Below are 17,048 nucleotides of genomic sequence, written 5' to 3' on the forward strand. Positions count from 1 at the left end.
TCACCCCAACCCTCTCCCCGGAGGGGAGAGGGAGTTTAACGCGCGTCATCACCGCCCCCTCACGCCGCGGCCTGCGCCGGCTTCTTGGCCGGCGTGGGCAGCAGGTCGACCACCTTCAGCACGGTGCGGATGCGCTGCTTGGTGCCGTCCTGGAAGGTGATGGTGGTGTCCACGTCGATGGCCGGCTGGCCCGCGTAGATGGAGTCGATGATCTCGCCGTACTTCTCGGCGATCACGCCGCGCCGCACCTTGCGGGTGCGGGTCAGCTCGCCATCGTCGGCGTCCAGCTCCTTGTAGAGCAGCAGGAACTTGGTGATGCGCTGAAACTCCGGCAGCGTCTCGTTCACCCGCTCCACCTCCTGGCGCAGCAGTTCGTAGACCTCCGGCTTCGACGCCAGATCGGAGTAGGTGGTGAAGGCGATGCGGTTCTTCTCCGCCCACTTCGACACGATGGGGAAGCGGATGCAGATGATCGCCGACAGGTAAGGCCGCTTGTTGCCCAGGATCACCGCCTCGGCCACGTAGGGGCTGAACTTCAGCTTGTTCTCGATGTATTGCGGGCTGAAGCGGTCGTTGTTGCTGGTGGTGGCGATGTCCTTGATGCGGTCGATGATGACCAGATGGCCCTTCTTGTCGAAGAAGCCGGCATCGCCCGTGTGCATCCAGCCGTCGCGCAGGTCCGCCGTGGTCGAGGCCTCGTTGCGGTAGTAGCCGGCGAACATGTTGGGATGGCTGACCACGATCTCGCCGATGCCGTTCTGGTCGGGCTCGATCACCTTGACCTTGACGCCGTCGTCGAAGGGCACGCCCACCGTGTCGAAGTCCACGTCGTTCGAGCGGTGCACCGTGTAGGCGCCCATCGTCTCCGTCTGGCCGTAGATCTGGCGCAGCGGCACGCCCAGCGCCTGGAAGAACTTGAAGGTGTCGGGGCCGAGCGCGGCGCCGCCGGTCGCCGCCGACTTCAGGTTGGTGAAGCCAAGGCGGTCTCGCAGCGCTGCGAAGAGAATGCGGTCGGCGACGGCGGAGCGGGTGCCGTTGGCGAGCGCCTCCAGCCCCAGCTTCATGCCGTAATCGTACATCTTCTGCTTGAAGGGGGAGGCGTCCATCATGCGGGCGCGCACGTCGGCGGCGATCTGCTCCCACAGGCGGGGGGCGAACAGCACGAAGCTCGGCCCGATCTCGCGGAAGTCGTTCATCATCGTCTCGGCTTCCTCGACGAAGTTCACGCGCATCCGCGACACCATGCCCATGCCGACGGCGTAGATCTGCTCCATGATCCAGGACAGCGGCAGCACCGACACATACTCGTCGGTCGGCCCCTTGGGGTCCACCGACAGGTAGCTGGCGACGTGGCGGATCAGCCGCCCGGCCGGCAGCATCGCCAGCTTCGGGTTCGAGGTGGTGCCCGAGGTGGTGCAGAGCACCGCCACGTCGTCGCCGCGCGTCGCGCCGACCAGCTCCTCGTAGAGGTTCGGCTTCTCGGCGTGCAGCGCGTTGCCCAGCTTGACCAGCTCCGACGCCTCCATCAGGCGCGGATCGCTGTATTTGCGCATGCCGCGGGGATCGGAATAGATGATGTGCTTCAGCGTCGGCAGGCGCTCGCCGAGGTTCAGCAGCTTGTCGACCTGCTCCTCGTCCTCCGCGAAGATGACGTGCACGTCGGCGTAGGTGATGAGGTAGGCGACCTCCTCGTCCATGGCGTCGCGGTAGATGCCAAGGCTCATGGCGCCCATGGCGTGGGCGGAGATTTCCCCCATCACCCAGTCGGGCCGGTTGTCGCCCAGCAGCGCCACCACATGGCCGCGCTCCACGCCGAGCTTGATGAGGCCGAGCGTGAAGGCGCGCACGCGGGCGTGCATGTCCGCCCAGGTGAACTCGCGCCAGATGCCGAAATCCTTCTCGCGCATGGCGACGTCGCCGCCATGCTCGCGGGCGTGCAGGGTCAGCAGCTTCGGCAGCGTGTCGTGGGTCTTGATATCGGGAAGGGACATCACGCGACCTCCTGCTTGGGCGGCGGGGCCACGGCCTCGTCCTCCTCGTCGTCCTCGCCGAGATAGGCGCGCTTGACGCGGGGGTCGGCCAGAACCTCCTCGGGCGTGCCCTCGGCGATCTTCTTGCCGAACTCCAGGACGATCACGCGGTGGGAGATGTCCATCACGACGCCCATGTCGTGCTCGATCATCACCACCGTCATGCCGAACTCCTCGTTCAGGTCGACGATGTAGCGGGCCATGTCCTCCTTCTCCTCCAGGTTCATGCCCGCCATGGGCTCGTCCAGGAGGATCAGGTCGGGTTTCAGCGCGATGGCGCGGGCCAGTTCCACCCGCTTGCGCAGGCCGTAGGACAGCGTGCCGGCGGTGGCCTTGCGGACATGCTGGATTTCCAGGAAGTCGATGATCTCCTCGACCTCGCGGCGGTGGGCCAGCTCCTCCTTGCGCGCGCCGGTCAGCCAGTAGAGCGAGCCGGTGAAGAAGTTGTTCTTCAGCAGGTGGTGGCGCCCGACCATGATGTTGTCGAGCACCGTCATGTGCCCGAACAGCGCCAGATTCTGGAAGGTGCGCCCGATGCCGAGCGAGGCGCGGTGGTTGGGCGTCATGCCCGTGATGTCCTGGCCCTTGAAATAGACCTTTCCGTCGGTGGGCCGGTAGCGGCCGGAGATGCAGTTGACCATGGAGGTCTTGCCCGCACCGTTCGGGCCGATGATGGAGAACAGCTCCCCCTTGCGGATGCTGAAACCGACGTCGGTCAGCGCCTGCACGCCGCCAAAGCGCAAGGACACGCCCCGGGCTTCGAAGATGGTGTCCGATGGGGAGGCCGCGCGGGTGGCGTCGGCCGGATGGGCGTAACCGCGTGGCGATGCGACGGGCGCGCCTGACATTTCCTCCTCCGTTGCTGTGGAACTGCCTTTTTTATCGTTCGCCTGACTGTTTGAGTGGCGAACTGGTCCATATTGTGGACCGTCCTTTGTGCAACGTCCGAACTATAGCCTGTGATGCGCACCGTTTTCAACACGGACATTCCGTGTATGCATGTTTTTTGGAGCGACATCCGGCCCAAAGGTCCATAATATGGACCCCATCATGGCACGGCCCGATTCCGACACCGAAACCGCCCCCGCCGGTGCGTCCGGCGGCACGCAAAGCCTGGAGCGCGCGCTGGCCCTGCTGCGCGCCGTCGCCTCCCACGGGGCCGACGGCGCACGGCTGGCTGACCTGATGGGCGACACCGCCCTGTCCAAGGCGACGGCGCACCGGCTGCTGACCGCGCTGGCGCGGGAGCGCTTCATCGACCAGGACCCGCGCAGCCGCCGCTACCATCTGGGGCCTGAGCTTGATGCGCTGGGCCGCATCGCCGCCGCCCGCCACCGCCCCGAAGGTGCAAGCGACGTTCCGGCGCCCGGTCCGGCCACCGTTCAGCCGACCGCCTTCCTGCGCCCCGACTACCAGGGCGAGGCGATTCCACTGGCCGACCTGCTGTGCGACCGCCACGCCCGCGCCGACGGCGCCCGCGCCGCCCTGCTGCACGAGAGCGTCGCTGGCCAGACGACGGAGCTGAGCTTCGCCCGGCTGGCCCGCGATTCGGCGCGCTTCGCCGCGGTGCTGCGCGGCCTCGGCGTCGGGCGCGGCGACCGGGTGGCGGTGCTGCTGCCCAAGGGGGCGGAGCTGCTGATCGCCGCGCTGGCGATCTGGCGGCTCGGCGGGGTCTACATGCCGCTCTTCACCACCTACTCCGCCGCCGCGGTGGCCTACCGGCTGGCCGACAGCGAGGCGCGGGCGATCGTCACCACCGGTTTCCTGCGCCGCAAGATTCCGCGCGACAACAGCCGCCCGGTGGTGATGGTGGAGGGCGACGAGGCCTTCGGTCCCGGCGCCGACGCGGTGCCCTTCTGGTCGGCCCTTCACGAATCGGCCCCCTTGCCCGACATCGCCCGCTACGCCGACCGCGACGCCTTCGCGCTGATCTACACCTCGGAGGCGGAGCCGAAACCGCTCGGCGTCTCGCTGCCGGTCATGGCGCTGGCCGGGATCGAGCAGTACATGCGAATCGGCCTCGACCTGCGCGACGACGACATCTATTGGAACATGGCCGATCCCGGCTGGGCCTACGGCGCCTATTACGGGCTGGTCGGGCCGCTGCTGCTGGGGCGCACCACGATCTTCTGCGACGGTCCCTACGACGTGCGGCAAGGTTACCGCATGCTGACGAAGTTCGGCGTCACCAACCTGACCTGCGCGCCGTCCCAGATCCGCGCCTGGCACAGCGCCGACCCGGAGGGCGGCCCGCACAAGCTGGCGCTGCGCATCCTGTCGGTTGTCGGCGAACCGCTGCCACCGGAGCTGATCGGCTGGGCCAACCGGGTGGTCAGCGTTCCCCTGCTCGACCAGTACGGGCAGCGCGAGACCGGCATCTTCATGATGAACCGCTACGACCCCGGCCACGCCGACCGCACCGCCGATTCCTCACTGGGGCGGCCCCTGCCGGGCTTCCGCGTGGTCATCCTCGACCCGCAGGGCCGCGAGGCGCCGGTCGGCGGCGCGGGCGAGATCGCCATCGACGTGGAGTCCTCGCCGCTCTTCTGGTTCGACGCCTACGCCAACGATCCGGGACGCACCGCCGCCCGCTTCCGCCACGGCCGCCGCTATTACCTGACCGGCGACTGGGCGTTCCTGGACGGCGACGGCAACATCCATTTCCGCGGTCGGGCGTCCGACGCCATCGTCATGCAGCAGGCGGATTGAGGCTCATCCACATGCGAACCTTGCCCCCACCCCGGCCCTCCCCCGCTTTGCAGGGGAGGGCCGGGGTGGGGGCAAAACGCCTGCCCTTACGGCTTCCCGCGCAGCAGGTTGACGATGCCGGAGAAGTCCTTGCCCCCGAAGCCGGCGTTGCAGAACAGCGCGTACATCTGCGCCGCCTCGCCGCCGAGCGGGAGCGGGCTGCCGGTGCTCTGCCCGGCCTCGACCGCCAGCTTCAGGTCCTTCAGCATCAGCGCCGCGGCGAAGCCCGGCTGGTAGTCGCGGTTGGCCGGCGAGGTCGGGACCGGACCCGGAACCGGGCAATAGCTGGTCAGCGACCAGCACTGGCCCGACGACTTGGACGCCACGTCGAACAGCTTCTGCGACCCCAGCCCCAGCTTCTCGGCCAGCGCGAAGGCCTCCGACACGCCGAGCATCGAGATGCCGAGGATCATGTTGTTGCAGATCTTCGCCGCCTGGCCGTTGCCCGGCCCGCCGGTGTGCACGATGGCCTTGCCCATCGCCGACAGGATCGGCTCGGCGCGGCGGAAGGCGGTGTCGCTGCCGCCGACCATGAAGGTCAGAGTCGCCGCCTCGGCCCCGCCGACGCCGCCGGACACCGGCGCGTCGACCATGGCGTGGCCCGCCGCCTCCGCCGCCGCGGCGACGAAGCGGGCGCTGTCCACGTCCACGGTGGAGCTGTCGATGAACAGGCTGCCCGGCTTGGCCTTGGCGATGATGCCGTCGGGTGCCGTGTAGACCTCGCGCACATGCTTGCCGGCGGGCAGCATGGTCACGACCACCTCGGCTTCCCCCGCCGCGGCGCCGGGGCCTGTGGCGATGGTGGCGCCGGCGTCGCGCGCCGCGGTGCATGCGGCTTCCGACAGGTCGAAGGCCAGGACGGTGTGGCCGGCCTTCAGCAGGTTGCGCATCATCGGCGCACCCATGTTGCCCAGACCGATAAAGGCGATCGTCGCCATAGCGTTTCCCCCTCGCTTTATAATGACGCTATCAGCCGCCGGTCAGATGGCGGGCGATGATGACGCGCATGATTTCGTTGGTGCCTTCGAGAATTTGGTGAACCCGCAGGTCACGGAAAATCCGCTCGATCGGGTACTCCTTGATGTAGCCATACCCGCCATGAAGCTGCAGCGCCTCGTTCACCACCTGGAACCCGGCGTCGGTGGCGAAGCGCTTGGCCATGGCGCAATGGGCGGTCGCCTCCGGCGAGCCGGCGTCGAGGCTGGCGGCGGCGCGGTGCAGCATCAGCCGGGCGGCGTCCAGCTCCGTCGCCATGTCGGCCAGTTTGAACTGAAGCGCCTGAAAGGCGTTCAGCGGCTTGCCGAACTGCTTGCGCTCCGTGGTGTAGGCGACGGCCTGCTCCAGGCAGAAGCGCGCCCCGCCGACCGAGCAGGCGGCGATGTTGAGGCGTCCGCCGTCCAGCCCCTTCATGGCGATGCGGAAGCCCTCCCCTTCTTCGCCGATGCGGTTGGCGACGGGGACGCGGCAGTTCTCGAAGATGACCGCCGAGGTCGGCTGGCTCTTCCAGCCCAGCTTGTGCTCCTGCTTGCCGAAGGACAGGCCGGGCGTCCCCTTTTCCACGGCGATGCAGGAGATGCCCTTGGGACCGGGCTCGCCGGTGCGGACCATGCAGACATAGACGTCCGACGTGCCGCCGCCGGAGATGAAGGCCTTCGAGCCGTTCAGCACGTAATGGTCGCCGACCCGCTCCGCCCGCGTGCGCAGCGAGGCCGCGTCGGACCCCGCACCCGGCTCGGTCAGGCAGTAGCTGGCGAAATGCTCCATGGTCGTCAGCTTGGGCAGGAAGCGCTCACGCTGCTCCGCGTTGCCGAAGCGGTCGATCATCCAGGAGGCCATGTTGTGGATGGAGATGTAGGCCGCCGTGGATGGGCAGGCTGCCGACAGCTCCTCGAAGATCAGCGCCGCGTCCAGCCGCCCAAGGCCGGAGCCGCCGAACTCCTCCCCCACATAGATGCCGGCGAAGCCGAGTGCCGCGGCCTGTCGCAGGGTGTCGACGGGAAAGACGCTGTTCTCATCCCAGTGCGCGGCGTTCGGCGCCATTTCCTGCTGCGCGAAGTCGCGCGCCGTGTCGCGGAACGCCTGCTGCTCCTCCGAAAGCGCAAAATCCATGCGCATCCTCCCCAGAACCGCAGTGGCCCGGAGTCCATGGCGGATCTCCGGTTCTCATTGTTGGGTGGAAGGACTATCATGCTGGATACGCGCTGTCCATCTCTTGTATACACAGACAGGAGCGGCGGAAGGCCGCGGACGAGGAAGGGGACACGCTCGGGATGAGCGACCGGATTGCCGCCAGCAAGACCACCGATAAGGGTGCCACCCGCGCCGACGAGGTGCGGCTCGCCATTGAGGAAGACATCTTCCTGGGCCGGCTGCGCCCCGGAACGCGGCTGGACGAGGAAAGCCTCGCCCAGCGCTTCAACATCTCCCGCACCCCGATCCGCGAGGCGATCCTCCAACTTGTCCATGCCGGGCTGGTGGAGAAGCAGCCGCGACAGGGGGCGGTGGTCGCCCCGCTGAAGCTGCACCGCATGGTGCAGATGTTCGAGGTGATGTCGGAAATCGAGGGGCTGTGCGCCCGATTCGCCGCCCGCCGCATGTCGGAGGAGGAGAAGCAGGCCCTGAAACGCCTGCACGACACCTCGAAAGCGTATATGGAGGCGCGGGAGCTGGACGCTTACTACGCGGTCAACCGCTCCTTCCACGAGGCGGTCCAGGCGGGCAGTCACAACGAGCCGCTGCAGGAGATCGCGCGGGGCCTGTTCGCCCGGCTGGCCCCCTACCGCCGCTACCAGCTCAACCACCCTTACCGCGTCAAGGACAGCTTCACGGAGCATGACGACGTGGTGGAGGCGATCCTCGCCGGCGACCCGGAGGCCGCCTACGCCGCCATGCGACGCCACGTGACCATCCAGATCGACATCTTCACCGAGTTCGTGTCCATCATGGGCGGAAACGAAATACAATAGGCGGCTATTACGTATACAAAGATGTGGTCCACGGCATGCGCCTGTGCTAAACCCTGGGCACCGGATCACCGGGTGCATGGAGGGAATCACGATGTCCGACGTGAGTGGCAATGTGGGTGGCAATCTGTTCGAGCTGTTCCGTTCCCGCTTTCCGGCGGACCGCAGCCGCCCCTTCGCTGAAACCGAGCCCGGCACGGACAACGCCCGCACCGTCACCTACGGCGATCTCGAAGCCCTGACCGGCCGCTACGCCAACCTGCTCGCCGACCTCGGCCTGAAGAAGGGCGACCGGGTTGCCGTGCAGGTGGAGAAGTCGGTCGAGAACATCATCCTCTACCTCGCCACCGTGCGGGCGGGCGGCGTCTTCCTGCCGCTGAACCCGGCCTACACGAAGGCCGAGGTCGAGTATTTCCTCACCGACGCCGAGCCGCACGTCTTCGTCGCCCGCCCCGAATCAGCGGACGCGCTGCGCGAAGTTGCCGACAAGGCCAAGGTCGCCCATCTGCTGACGCTTGGCACCCATGGCGAGGGCACCCTGCCGGAGCAGGCCGCCGGCAAGGGCACGGACTTCACGACCGTCCCGGCCGAGGCCGACGATCTCGCCGCGATCCTCTACACCTCCGGCACCACCGGGCGGTCGAAGGGTGCGATGATGAGCCACCGCAACCTCGGCTCCAACGCGCTGACGCTGCACAAATACTGGGGCTTCCAGCCGGACGACGTGCTGCTGCACGCCCTGCCGATCTTCCACACGCACGGCCTGTTCGTGGCGACCAACTGCGTGCTGCTGAACGGCTCCTCCATGCTGTTCCTGCCGAAGTTCGACGCCGAGCAGGTGATGGGGCTGCTGCCGCGCGCCACGGTGATGATGGGTGTGCCGACCTTCTACACCCGCCTGCTCGCCCATCCCGGCCTGACGCGCGAGGCGACGGCGCATATGCGCCTGTTCGTCTCCGGCTCGGCGCCGCTGCTCGCCGACACACACAAGGAGTTCTCCGCCCGCACCGGCCACGCGATCCTGGAGCGCTACGGCATGACGGAGACCGGCATGCTGACCTCCAACCCGCTGGACGGCGACCGCATCCCCGGCACGGTCGGCTTCCCGCTGCCCGAGGTGTCCGTGCGCGTCGTCAACCCGGAGACTGGTGCCAGCCTCGGCACCGACGAGATCGGCATCATCGAGGTGGCCGGGCCGAACGTCTTCTCCGGCTACTGGCGGATGCCCGAGAAGACGACGCAGGAGATCAAACCGGACGGCTTCTTCATCACCGGCGACGTCGGCAAGGTGGACGGGCGCGGTTATGTCCACATCGTCGGGCGGGCCAAGGACCTCATCATCTCCGGCGGCTTCAACGTCTATCCGAAGGAGGTCGAGACGGTCATCGACGGCATCGACGGCGTCGTCGAATCGGCGGTGGTCGGCGTGCCGCATCCCGACTTCGGCGAGGCGGTGACCGCCGTCGTGCTGCGCAAGCCCGGCAGCGCCACCCCGGACGAGGCCGCGGTGATCGCCGTCTGCAAGGAGCAGCTCGCCAACTTCAAGGTGCCCAAGCGCGTCTTCTTCATGGACGAGCTGCCGCGCAACGCCATGGGCAAGGTGCAGAAGAACCTGCTGCGCGACGCCCACAAGGACCTGTTCACCGCGGCAAAGGCGCGCTGAGGCGCGCCGGGCTTTCCTTCTCCGGCCAAATCCGGATAAGGTTCGGCGCTGTTTCCACCCGCCGGATTCTGGACAGGCCAACGGCGAATCGATACGCTGCCGTATGGTCTCCGGAGTGTTGCCGATGGAAGCGAAGACGCTGAACCGCGAATCCTGGCTGTCCGCCGCCTTTTCCGCCCTGGCGGAGGGCGGCGTCGAGCAGGTGCGGGTCGAGCTTCTGGCCAAGCGGCTGAAGGTGACCAAGGGCAGCTTCTACTGGCACTTCCGCGACCGGATGGAGCTGGTGGAGGCGATGCTGGAAGGCTGGAAGACCGGCCGCATCGAGGCGATCAAGGCGCAGACCCGCCTGGACGGCCGCACGCCCGCCGAAGGGCTGCGCTACGTGCTGTCGCTGTATGGCGGCAGCAGCAACCCGCGCGGCATCGCCATCGAACTGGCGATGCGCGACTGGGCGCGCCGGGACCCCCGCGCGTCCGAGATCGTGGCGGAGGTCGACCGCGAACGTCTGCGCTGCGTGTCGGACCTGTTCGCCGGCCTGGGACTGGACCCCGACGACGCCTTCGCGCGGGCGTATCTGTTCTACTCGTTCATCTTCGGGGAAGGGCTGCTGGCCCGCTCCGCGGCACCGGACCGGTTCGAGAGGGCGCGGGACATCTGCGGGAAGGTGCTGGTGCCGGAGGGAGTGTAGGCGCGTTGCCCCCACCCTTCCCACGGCTTCGCCGCGGGCCCCTTCCCTCCCCCGCTTCGCAATGGAGGGAGTTCATCCCCTCCCCTGCGACAGCGGGGGAGGGTCAGGGAGGGGGCAAGCGTCGCCCCATCCGCAAGTTACGTCCCCGTCCCGCGCACCGGCGCGAAGGGCAGGCCCGCGTGATCCAGCGCACGGTCGATCACCTCGTCCGACGCGCCGTCGAACAGTTGCAGCAGCAGGTCGTCCACCACCCACTCGTTCGTCGGGGTCAGGGCGGCGAACAGGTCGGCCATGACCTCCGCCTGGAAATCGTCGCGGCGGTTGTCGCTGCCCTCGTAGCCCATGCGCTTGGCGGTGGCGATCGCCACTTGGAAGGGTGGCACCAGGACCGGCGCGACCGACGCCCTTTTCAGCACCGCCCGCAGCCCCAGCGCCCCGTCATCCCAGGCCAGCTTGCGGGCGTTCTCCGCCGGAATGCCGGCCTTGGCTCCCAGCCCCGCCGCGAACAGCGCGACGTCGCCCGCGCACAGCACGCGGAACAGCAGCGCCGCGGTGAAGCGCCCGTTGGCGTGCAGCCAGCGGGCCACCGCCTCCACATCCTCGTCGCCGCGCAGCGCCGGGCGCAGCAGCCGCAGCGTTGCCGACTCGCGTCCGCGGTTGGCCAGCCGGTCCACCAGATCCTTGGACAGGCCATGGCTGTGGGCCAGCGTGGCGCGCATCGCGTCGGACACGAAGGCGATCAGCCGCTCCACCACGGCCAGCGGCAGGCCGGGGCGGGTCGCCGCGGCCTCACTGACCATGCGCACGCGGCCGAAGCGGTCCAAGGCCCGGTGCAGCGCCGGCTCCGCCAGCTCCGCGCCGGGGTTGCGCAGCAGAGCGGTCACCACCGCGACGTTGCCGGTCTCGACGACGGCCCCGGCCACCCGCGCCGACACGGTGTGACGGTTGGCGACGGCCATATGCTTGCCGGCGTCGGGGTCGGACAGCACATCGAGCAGCAATTCGTCGCTGAGGCTTCCGGCGTCGCGCAGGATCGGGAAGGCCACGCGGGCCACGTCCTTCACCAGCCGTTCGGCCAGCTCCGCGGTCAGCATGGCGTTGTTGCGGATCTGCCAGGCCACCGCCTCGCGCACCGCGACCTGGGCGTCGGCGGCGAAGCAGTGCATGACCTCCAGCGCCAGCGACCGTTCGGCGTCGGTCAGCCCGCCTTTCTCCAGATCGCCGGCCAGCTTCTGCATCGTGTCGATGCGGGCCTCCGCCGACGAGGATTCGAGCAGGCGCTCGACGTCGCGGATGGACAGGGATGAGTCGGTCATGTGCGGATGCCTGCGGGTGGGAGATGCATAAGGCTGTTCAGTCGAGTCCCTTAGTCGGGCCACTCAATCGAGTCCCTGCCCGGCGTACCGGACCATGTCGCCCCAGATGCGGTCGAGCCGGCGCAGCGTGCGGTAGGCGGCCTTCAGGTCGGCCGCCTCCGCCTCGTTGCGCACCAGCGCCGTGGCCTGCACCTGCTCCAGCTTGAACAGATCGTCGCGCAGCGTCCGACCCTTGTCGGTCAGACGCAGGCGGGCCGTGCGGCGGTCGCGCTGGCTGGCGCCGCGGTCGATGTAGCCGGCCTCAACCAGAATTTTCAGACTGTAGGAGGCGTTGGACCCCAGGTAATAGCCACGCTCCATCAGGTCGCGGACCGACGGCTCGTCGTCGCCGATCAGCATGACCATCAGCGCCTGAACCGGCCCGATGTCGTCGACGCCCTGCCGCAGAAGGCCGGCCCGCACGACGTCCAGGAACCGGCGGTGCATCCGCTCGATCAGCCGGGCCAGCCCGTGATACTCGGCCAGTTCCGCCGCATCGATGGCATCCGGCTTGTCTTGGGCCGGCTTGGATTCGGCGCCCGCCCGGCGCTGCGTACTCATCCCTCGTCTCTCCGTCACTCGGCGGCTTGCGCCAGGGCCGGGCCGCGGTAGCCGCCCGGATGACGGCGGCGCCATTCCCACGCGCTGCCGATGATGCTGTCCAGATCGGGGAAGCGCGGGCTCCAGCCCAACTCGCCCCGGATGCGCTCCGACGAGGCGATCAGCATCGCCGGATCGCCGGCGCGGCGCGGCCCGACCTTCACCGGGACCGTCAGCCCGGTGACCCGCTCCGTCGCATCGATCACCTCGCGGACGCTGTAGCCCGTGCCGTTGCCCAGGTTGAAGCGGACGCTGCGTGTCTCCAGCGCCGGCAGCACCCGCAGGTGCGCATCGGCGAGGTCGCAGACATGGACGTAGTCGCGCACGCAGGTGCCGTCCGGCGTCGGGTAGTCGTCGCCGAAGATCTCGATGTGTGAGCGCCGGCCGCTGGCGGCGTCGAGCACCAGCGGGATCAGGTGGGTTTCCGGGTCATGATCCTCGCCGATGATCCCGTTCGGATGCGCGCCGGCGGCGTTGAAGTAGCGCAGGCAGGCGGAGCGCAGGCCGTGGCAGCGGTCCGCCCAATGCAAGGCGCGCTCGATGAAGAACTTGGATTCGCCGTAAGGGCTGCCGGGGTCGATGGTGGTCTCCTCGTCGATCGGCTGGCGCTCCGGCGTGCCGAACAGGTTGGCGGTCGAGGAGAAGACCATCTTGCGCACGCCGGCCGTGGTCGCCGCGCGAATCAGGTTCAGCGAGTTGACGGTATTGCCGTGCAGATAGAGATGCGGGTCGCGCATCGATTCGCCGACCAGCGACAGGGCGGCGAAATGGAACACCGCGTCGAAACGCCATTCTGCGAAGACGCGGGTTAGCGCGTCCATGTCGGCAAGGTCGGCCTCCACGAAGGCAGCGTCGGACGGCACGGCAGCGCGGTGGCCCTGGCGCAGGTTGTCGAGCACGACGACCCGGAAGCCGCGGTCGAGCAGTTCGGCCACGCAGTGACTGCCGACATAGCCGGCACCGCCGGTCACGAGTACGGTCTGGGGCGTGTTCATCGTAAATATTCCTTGGATTTGAGAAATATTCGTCAGTCCAGGCACCCGCCGGCATCAAAGGATCGTACATCCCCCGGTGGCAAGTGCAAGAGTTCCGCGATGCACCATGCCGCCAATTCAGACGGAAGGCCAGTTGACGAAAAAGAGACATGGGCGTCGGGAAATGCTCGGCGCGTGATCGGAAAAATGTTTTGGAACAACATTTTACAGCGCTGCAAATACCCCTTTCGATCAGTGTCGGACGGGGTAAGGGCTCAAAGTTGTCACACGCCGCAGCGCAGCGTCGGACGTAAGCGGAAATGGTGCGGGAGCAGTCTTCCCGCAATGGGCGGCCTTTGTCCGGACTTCGTCTCAAAAGGAGTTCATGCGACGCGGCCGCATCTCAACATTTCGTTAACCATGAAACCCTTTGCATGACCGGCTTCATGGCCCGCCCCAAAACCTGAGAACGCGGGACTCCGGAACGCGGCTGGAACGCAGGACGCAAGAAAAGGAATCGGCATGAGCGGTACGGATCGGACCCTGCTGACCCAAGCCTACCGGAAGATCGGACGCGGGCTGCTGCTGGCCGGCGCCCTCACCTTCTTCGTCAACATCCTGATGCTGGTGGTGCCGCTCTACACGATGCAGGTCTACGACCGCGTGATGAGCAGCCGCAGCCTGGAGACGTTGACCATGCTCGCGGTGATCTCCGTGGGCGGGCTGGTGCTGTATGGCGTGCTGGACTTCATCCGGGCGCGCGCCTTCCTGGTCTGCGGGGCGGTGATCGCGCACCGCTTCAACGTGCCGGCGCTGCAGGCGGCCATCGTGGACGCGCTGGGCGGCGGGACGCGCAACGCCGGCCAGACGATGCGCGACCTGAACGACCTGCGGAATTTCATGACCAGCAACGCCGTGGTGGTGCCGCTGGACCTGCTGTGGACGCCGATCTTCCTGGTCATCCTGTTCATCCTGCACCCGATCTACGGCTGGATCGCGGTGGGGTCGGCGCTGCTGCTGCTGACCATGAACGCGCTGACCGACGCGCTGACTCGCCGCCCCATCGCCGAGGCGAACGAGGCGTCGGCCAAGGTCTTCGCCGACGTGGCCAGCACCGTCCGCCACGCCGAGGCCATCGAAGCCATGGGCATGCTGCCGCCGCTGGCCCGGCGCTGGCAGATGGCGCAGATCGGTTCCGCCTCGCTGATCGACCGCGGCGTCGTGCTGTCGCGCGGCATGGCCTCGGCCTCCCGCTCGCTGCGGCTGATCCTGCAGATCGCCACCATCTCGGCGGGCGCGGCGCTGGTCATCCGGAACGAGGCGTCTCCGGGCAGCATGATCGCCACCGGCATCATCATGGCCCGGCTCCTCCAGCCCTTCGAGCATCTGGTGGAGAACTGGCGGCAGTGGGTCGTCGCCCAGACCGCCCACAAGCGCATCCGCGAGCTTCTGAACGGCGAGGGCGCGCGGCGCAGCACCATGCCGCTGCCCCGTCCCGACGGGCGTCTGGCCGTCGACCGTGTCAGCCACGTGCCGAAGGGCCTGCAGCGCCCGGTGCTGCGCGGCGTTTCCTTCGCGCTGGAGCCGGGGGAGGTGCTGGGGATCATCGGCCCGTCGGGCGCTGGCAAATCGACCCTCGCCCGGCTGCTCGTCGGCATCTGGGAGCCCACCGCCGGCGGCATCTACCTGGACGGCACCAGCACCTTCCTGTGGGAGCGCGAGAGCTTCGGCCAGTATGTCGGCTACGTCCCGCAGTCGGTGGCGCTGCTCGACGGCACCATCGGCGAGAACATCTCCCGCATGGCCCAGGCCGACCCGGCCGAGATCGTGCGCGCCGCCCGGCTGGCCGGCGTCCACGACATGATCGGCCGCCTGCCCTTCGGCTACGACACGCCGGTCGGCGAGAACGCCTTCGCCCTGTCCGGCGGCCAGCGGCAGCGCATCGCGCTGGCCCGCGCGCTGTTCGGCAAGCCCCGCCTGATCGTGCTGGACGAGCCCAACTCCAACCTCGACCATGAGGGCGAGCAGGCGCTGCTGACCGCGATCAACCACGCGCGGCGCGACGGCGCCACCATCGTGATGGTCGCGCACCGCCCCTCCATCGTGTCGGTCGCCGACAAGCTGCTCGTCCTCAAGGACGGCATGGTCGAGCATTTCGGCGAACGCACCGACGTGCTGAAGATGGTCCAGCCCGGCGGCGCCGTGAAGGTGGCCCGGCTGGTCCGGACGGGAGAATCCGCATGACCGACACGACGCTTTCCCAGCCCGCGAACGCGCCATCCCCCCTCACCGCCGCCTGGTCGCCGGTCATCGACGTGACGCCGCACGAACCGACGCTGCGCGGCACCGCGCTGGCCGGGGCGCTGGCCGTCGCCATCGGCTTCGGCAGCTTCTTCGGCTGGGCCTTCACCGCCAGCCTGGACAGCGCGGCCATCGCGCCCGGCACCATCATGGTGGAAAGCCACCGCAAGACCGTCTCCCACCTGGAGGGCGGCATCCTCAGCGAACTGCTGGTCAAGGACGGCGACATGGTCACGGCCGGGCAGGTCCTGCTGCGGCTCGACACCACGCAGAGCGGCGCGGTGGTCGCCCAGCTTCACGGGCAGTACTGGACCTCGCTGGCCCGTCTCGCCCGGCTGCGTGCCGAGCAGACCGACGCGAAAGCTCCGGTCTATGCCGACGAACTGGTGGCCGCCGCCAAGACCAGCTCCGTCGCCGCCGAGGCGCTGGCTGCGGAACAGCGCCTGTTCGAATCGCGGCGCGACGCCTATGAGGGACAGATCTCCATCCAGCGCAAGCGCATCGGCCAGCTCCGCGACGAGCTGGTGGCGCTCGATTCACAGCGCGTCGCCGCCAACGACCGGCTGCGCTACACCCAGGACGAGCTGCGGATCGTCGAGACGCTGCTCGCCAAGGGTTACGAGCGCAAGCCACGCATGCTGGAGCTTCAGCGCAACGTCGCCGACACCAAGGGCCGGCTGGGCGAGATCCAGGCCGACAAGTCGAAGGCCGAGCAGGGCATCGCCGCGGCGGAGCTGGAGATCATCAACCTCGGCAACAACCGCCGGTCGGAGGTCGGGAACGAGCTTCAGACCATCCAGGCCACCGTCTCCGACCTGTCGGAGCGGCTGCGCAGCGCCGGCGACGTGCTGAAGCGCCAGGAACTCGTCTCTCCTCAGGCGGGCCGGGTCACCAACCTGCGCTTCTACACGCCGGGCGGCGTCATCCCGGCGGGCCAGGGCATCCTCGACATCGTTCCGCAGGACGACGGGCTGATCGTCGAGGCCCGAGTCGCCCCCGCAGACGTGCAGAACATCGACGTGGGCGGCAGCTCCATGGTGCGGCTGGTCGGCTACCGCCAGCGGCTGGTCCCGCCGGTCCAGGGGAAGGTGCTGACCCTCTCCGCCGACCAGCTTGAGGACGAGCGCACCGGGCAGGCCTATTTCCTCGCCCGGATCAGCCTCGACGCCGCGGCGCTGAAGGCCCTGCCGAACGTGGACCTGCATCCCGGCATGCCGACCGAGGTGATGATCCACGGGCACACCCGCAAGGCCATCGAGTATTTCCTGACGCCGCTGACCGACGGCATGAACCGCGCCTTCCGCGAGAACTGATCGCGGCGGCCCCGCACCGGATCATTTCGCACGCTCCCCCGTTGCCCAGCAGGCAAGACGGGGCCGACAGGCCAAGGAAGGGAGCGTGCGAGCATGACCACACAGTGGGACCGGAACACCCTGAAGCGCGTCGCCGACGCCATCGGCGACGTCCATCTCTACGACAAGCACCACACCGGCGAGTTCATCGCCATGCGCCTGCGCGATTCGCTGGCCGACAGCCCCGGCTATGACCGGGCGACGGTCGACGACAAGCTGATGCAGTTGGCGCGGGTCGCGTTGGACGCCGCCGAGGCCGGAAAAGTCTGATCCGGCCCGGACTCCGGATAGACGCAAGAAAAAAGTTTTTGTCCTTTCGGGGGCGTTGCCCACAGCCCTCCGGCGGCGTTCCGCTCGACGTCGGCGGGCTGCCG

At 68.2% G+C, this 17,048-nt stretch carries 14 protein-coding genes; 7 read left to right on the forward strand and 7 right to left on the reverse strand.

Annotated features, from left to right (window positions below; all coding sequences use genetic code 11):
- Positions 1 to 59: 59 nt before the first annotated feature.
- The gene (locus Sp245p_RS29665) at positions 60 to 1,991 is read right to left on the reverse strand and encodes a long-chain fatty acid--CoA ligase (RefSeq protein WP_041813100.1); all 1,932 of its coding nucleotides are present in this window, start codon (positions 1,989 to 1,991) and stop codon (positions 60 to 62) included.
- Positions 1,991 to 2,878 (reverse strand): ABC transporter ATP-binding protein, encoded by an 888-nt coding sequence (locus tag Sp245p_RS29670; RefSeq protein WP_014241713.1) that lies wholly within the window; start codon positions 2,876 to 2,878, stop codon positions 1,991 to 1,993. The genes Sp245p_RS29665 and Sp245p_RS29670 overlap by 1 nt, the downstream gene beginning before the upstream one ends.
- 202 nt (positions 2,879 to 3,080) lie before the next feature.
- On the opposite strand from Sp245p_RS29670, the gene Sp245p_RS29675 reads away from it, so the two are divergent.
- On the forward strand, positions 3,081 to 4,739 hold the full coding sequence (locus Sp245p_RS29675; protein ID WP_014241714.1) for an AMP-binding protein: 1,659 nt from the start codon (positions 3,081 to 3,083) through the stop codon (positions 4,737 to 4,739).
- Between the two features lie 86 nt (positions 4,740 to 4,825).
- Here the strand turns inward: Sp245p_RS29675 and mmsB are convergent, their stop codons facing one another.
- Complete coding sequence (mmsB, locus tag Sp245p_RS29680; protein WP_014241715.1) at positions 4,826 to 5,716, reverse strand: 3-hydroxyisobutyrate dehydrogenase; 891 nt, start codon at positions 5,714 to 5,716, stop codon at positions 4,826 to 4,828.
- Between the two features lie 31 nt (positions 5,717 to 5,747).
- Positions 5,748 to 6,887 (reverse strand): isobutyryl-CoA dehydrogenase, encoded by a 1,140-nt coding sequence (locus Sp245p_RS29685; protein WP_014241716.1) that lies wholly within the window; start codon positions 6,885 to 6,887, stop codon positions 5,748 to 5,750.
- A 161-nt stretch (positions 6,888 to 7,048) separates the two neighbouring features.
- Here Sp245p_RS29685 and Sp245p_RS29690 point away from each other — a divergent pair, with 161 nt between their 5' ends.
- The 3 genes from Sp245p_RS29690 to Sp245p_RS29700 all read left to right on the forward strand — a co-directional run bounded on the left by Sp245p_RS29690 (position 7,049) and on the right by Sp245p_RS29700 (position 10,092).
- Positions 7,049 to 7,744 (forward strand): GntR family transcriptional regulator, encoded by a 696-nt coding sequence (locus Sp245p_RS29690; RefSeq protein WP_014241717.1) that lies wholly within the window; start codon positions 7,049 to 7,051, stop codon positions 7,742 to 7,744.
- 91 nt (positions 7,745 to 7,835) lie between these two features.
- Positions 7,836 to 9,404 carry a malonate--CoA ligase gene (locus tag Sp245p_RS29695; protein ID WP_014241718.1) on the forward strand — a complete coding sequence of 523 codons (1,569 nt, stop codon included), beginning with the start codon at positions 7,836 to 7,838 and terminating at the stop codon, positions 9,402 to 9,404.
- Between the two features lie 124 nt (positions 9,405 to 9,528).
- On the forward strand, positions 9,529 to 10,092 hold the full coding sequence (locus Sp245p_RS29700) for a TetR/AcrR family transcriptional regulator (protein ID WP_014241719.1): 564 nt from the start codon (positions 9,529 to 9,531) through the stop codon (positions 10,090 to 10,092).
- A 137-nt stretch (positions 10,093 to 10,229) separates the two neighbouring features.
- Here Sp245p_RS29700 and Sp245p_RS29705 read toward each other — a convergent pair whose 3' ends face one another.
- From Sp245p_RS29705 to galE, 3 genes are all read right to left on the reverse strand, one after another.
- Positions 10,230 to 11,408 (reverse strand): DUF2336 domain-containing protein, encoded by a 1,179-nt coding sequence (locus Sp245p_RS29705; protein WP_109139163.1) that lies wholly within the window; start codon positions 11,406 to 11,408, stop codon positions 10,230 to 10,232.
- A 63-nt stretch (positions 11,409 to 11,471) separates the two neighbouring features.
- Positions 11,472 to 12,008, reverse strand: coding sequence for a MarR family winged helix-turn-helix transcriptional regulator (locus Sp245p_RS29710; RefSeq protein WP_109139164.1), 537 nt, complete (start codon positions 12,006 to 12,008; stop codon positions 11,472 to 11,474).
- 14 nt (positions 12,009 to 12,022) lie between these two features.
- Positions 12,023 to 13,042, reverse strand: coding sequence for a UDP-glucose 4-epimerase GalE (gene galE / locus Sp245p_RS29715; RefSeq protein ID WP_014241721.1), 1,020 nt, complete (start codon positions 13,040 to 13,042; stop codon positions 12,023 to 12,025).
- Between the two features lie 501 nt (positions 13,043 to 13,543).
- Here galE and Sp245p_RS29720 point away from each other — a divergent pair.
- From Sp245p_RS29720 to Sp245p_RS29730, 3 genes are all read left to right on the forward strand, one after another.
- The gene (locus tag Sp245p_RS29720) at positions 13,544 to 15,265 is read left to right on the forward strand and encodes a type I secretion system permease/ATPase (RefSeq protein ID WP_014241725.1); all 1,722 of its coding nucleotides are present in this window, start codon (positions 13,544 to 13,546) and stop codon (positions 15,263 to 15,265) included.
- Positions 15,262 to 16,635 carry an HlyD family type I secretion periplasmic adaptor subunit gene (locus Sp245p_RS29725; RefSeq protein WP_014241726.1) on the forward strand — a complete coding sequence of 458 codons (1,374 nt, stop codon included), beginning with the start codon at positions 15,262 to 15,264 and terminating at the stop codon, positions 16,633 to 16,635. Before Sp245p_RS29720 ends, Sp245p_RS29725 begins: the two co-directional genes overlap by 4 nt.
- 93 nt (positions 16,636 to 16,728) lie before the next feature.
- A complete protein-coding gene (locus Sp245p_RS29730; protein WP_014241727.1) occupies positions 16,729 to 16,944 on the forward strand; it encodes a hypothetical protein in 216 nt (71 codons plus the stop codon).
- Positions 16,945 to 17,048: the final 104 nt, after the last annotated feature.

Source organism: Azospirillum baldaniorum (assembly GCF_003119195.2).
GTDB lineage: Bacteria > Pseudomonadota > Alphaproteobacteria > Azospirillales > Azospirillaceae > Azospirillum > Azospirillum baldaniorum.

Excerpts from the sequence above, each read along its gene's own strand:
- Sp245p_RS29695 (WP_014241718.1), top strand. The coding sequence starts at position 7,836 with ATGTCCGACGTGAGTGGCAATGTGGGTGGCAATCTGTTCGAGCTGTTC.
- Sp245p_RS29670 (WP_014241713.1), bottom strand. The coding sequence starts at position 2,878 with ATGTCAGGCGCGCCCGTCGCATCGCCACGCGGTTACGCCCATCCGGCC.
- mmsB (WP_014241715.1), bottom strand. The coding sequence starts at position 5,716 with ATGGCGACGATCGCCTTTATCGGTCTGGGCAACATGGGTGCGCCGATG.
- galE (WP_014241721.1), bottom strand. The coding sequence starts at position 13,042 with ATGAACACGCCCCAGACCGTACTCGTGACCGGCGGTGCCGGCTATGTC.
- Sp245p_RS29690 (WP_014241717.1), top strand. The coding sequence starts at position 7,049 with ATGAGCGACCGGATTGCCGCCAGCAAGACCACCGATAAGGGTGCCACC.
- Sp245p_RS29700 (WP_014241719.1), top strand. The coding sequence starts at position 9,529 with ATGGAAGCGAAGACGCTGAACCGCGAATCCTGGCTGTCCGCCGCCTTT.
- Sp245p_RS29710 (WP_109139164.1), bottom strand. The coding sequence starts at position 12,008 with ATGAGTACGCAGCGCCGGGCGGGCGCCGAATCCAAGCCGGCCCAAGAC.
- Sp245p_RS29730 (WP_014241727.1), top strand. The coding sequence starts at position 16,729 with ATGACCACACAGTGGGACCGGAACACCCTGAAGCGCGTCGCCGACGCC.
- Sp245p_RS29705 (WP_109139163.1), bottom strand. The coding sequence starts at position 11,408 with ATGACCGACTCATCCCTGTCCATCCGCGACGTCGAGCGCCTGCTCGAA.
- Sp245p_RS29665 (WP_041813100.1), bottom strand. The coding sequence starts at position 1,991 with ATGTCCCTTCCCGATATCAAGACCCACGACACGCTGCCGAAGCTGCTG.
- Sp245p_RS29675 (WP_014241714.1), top strand. The coding sequence starts at position 3,081 with ATGGCACGGCCCGATTCCGACACCGAAACCGCCCCCGCCGGTGCGTCC.
- Sp245p_RS29685 (WP_014241716.1), bottom strand. The coding sequence starts at position 6,887 with ATGGATTTTGCGCTTTCGGAGGAGCAGCAGGCGTTCCGCGACACGGCG.
- Sp245p_RS29720 (WP_014241725.1), top strand. The coding sequence starts at position 13,544 with ATGAGCGGTACGGATCGGACCCTGCTGACCCAAGCCTACCGGAAGATC.
- Sp245p_RS29725 (WP_014241726.1), top strand. The coding sequence starts at position 15,262 with ATGACCGACACGACGCTTTCCCAGCCCGCGAACGCGCCATCCCCCCTC.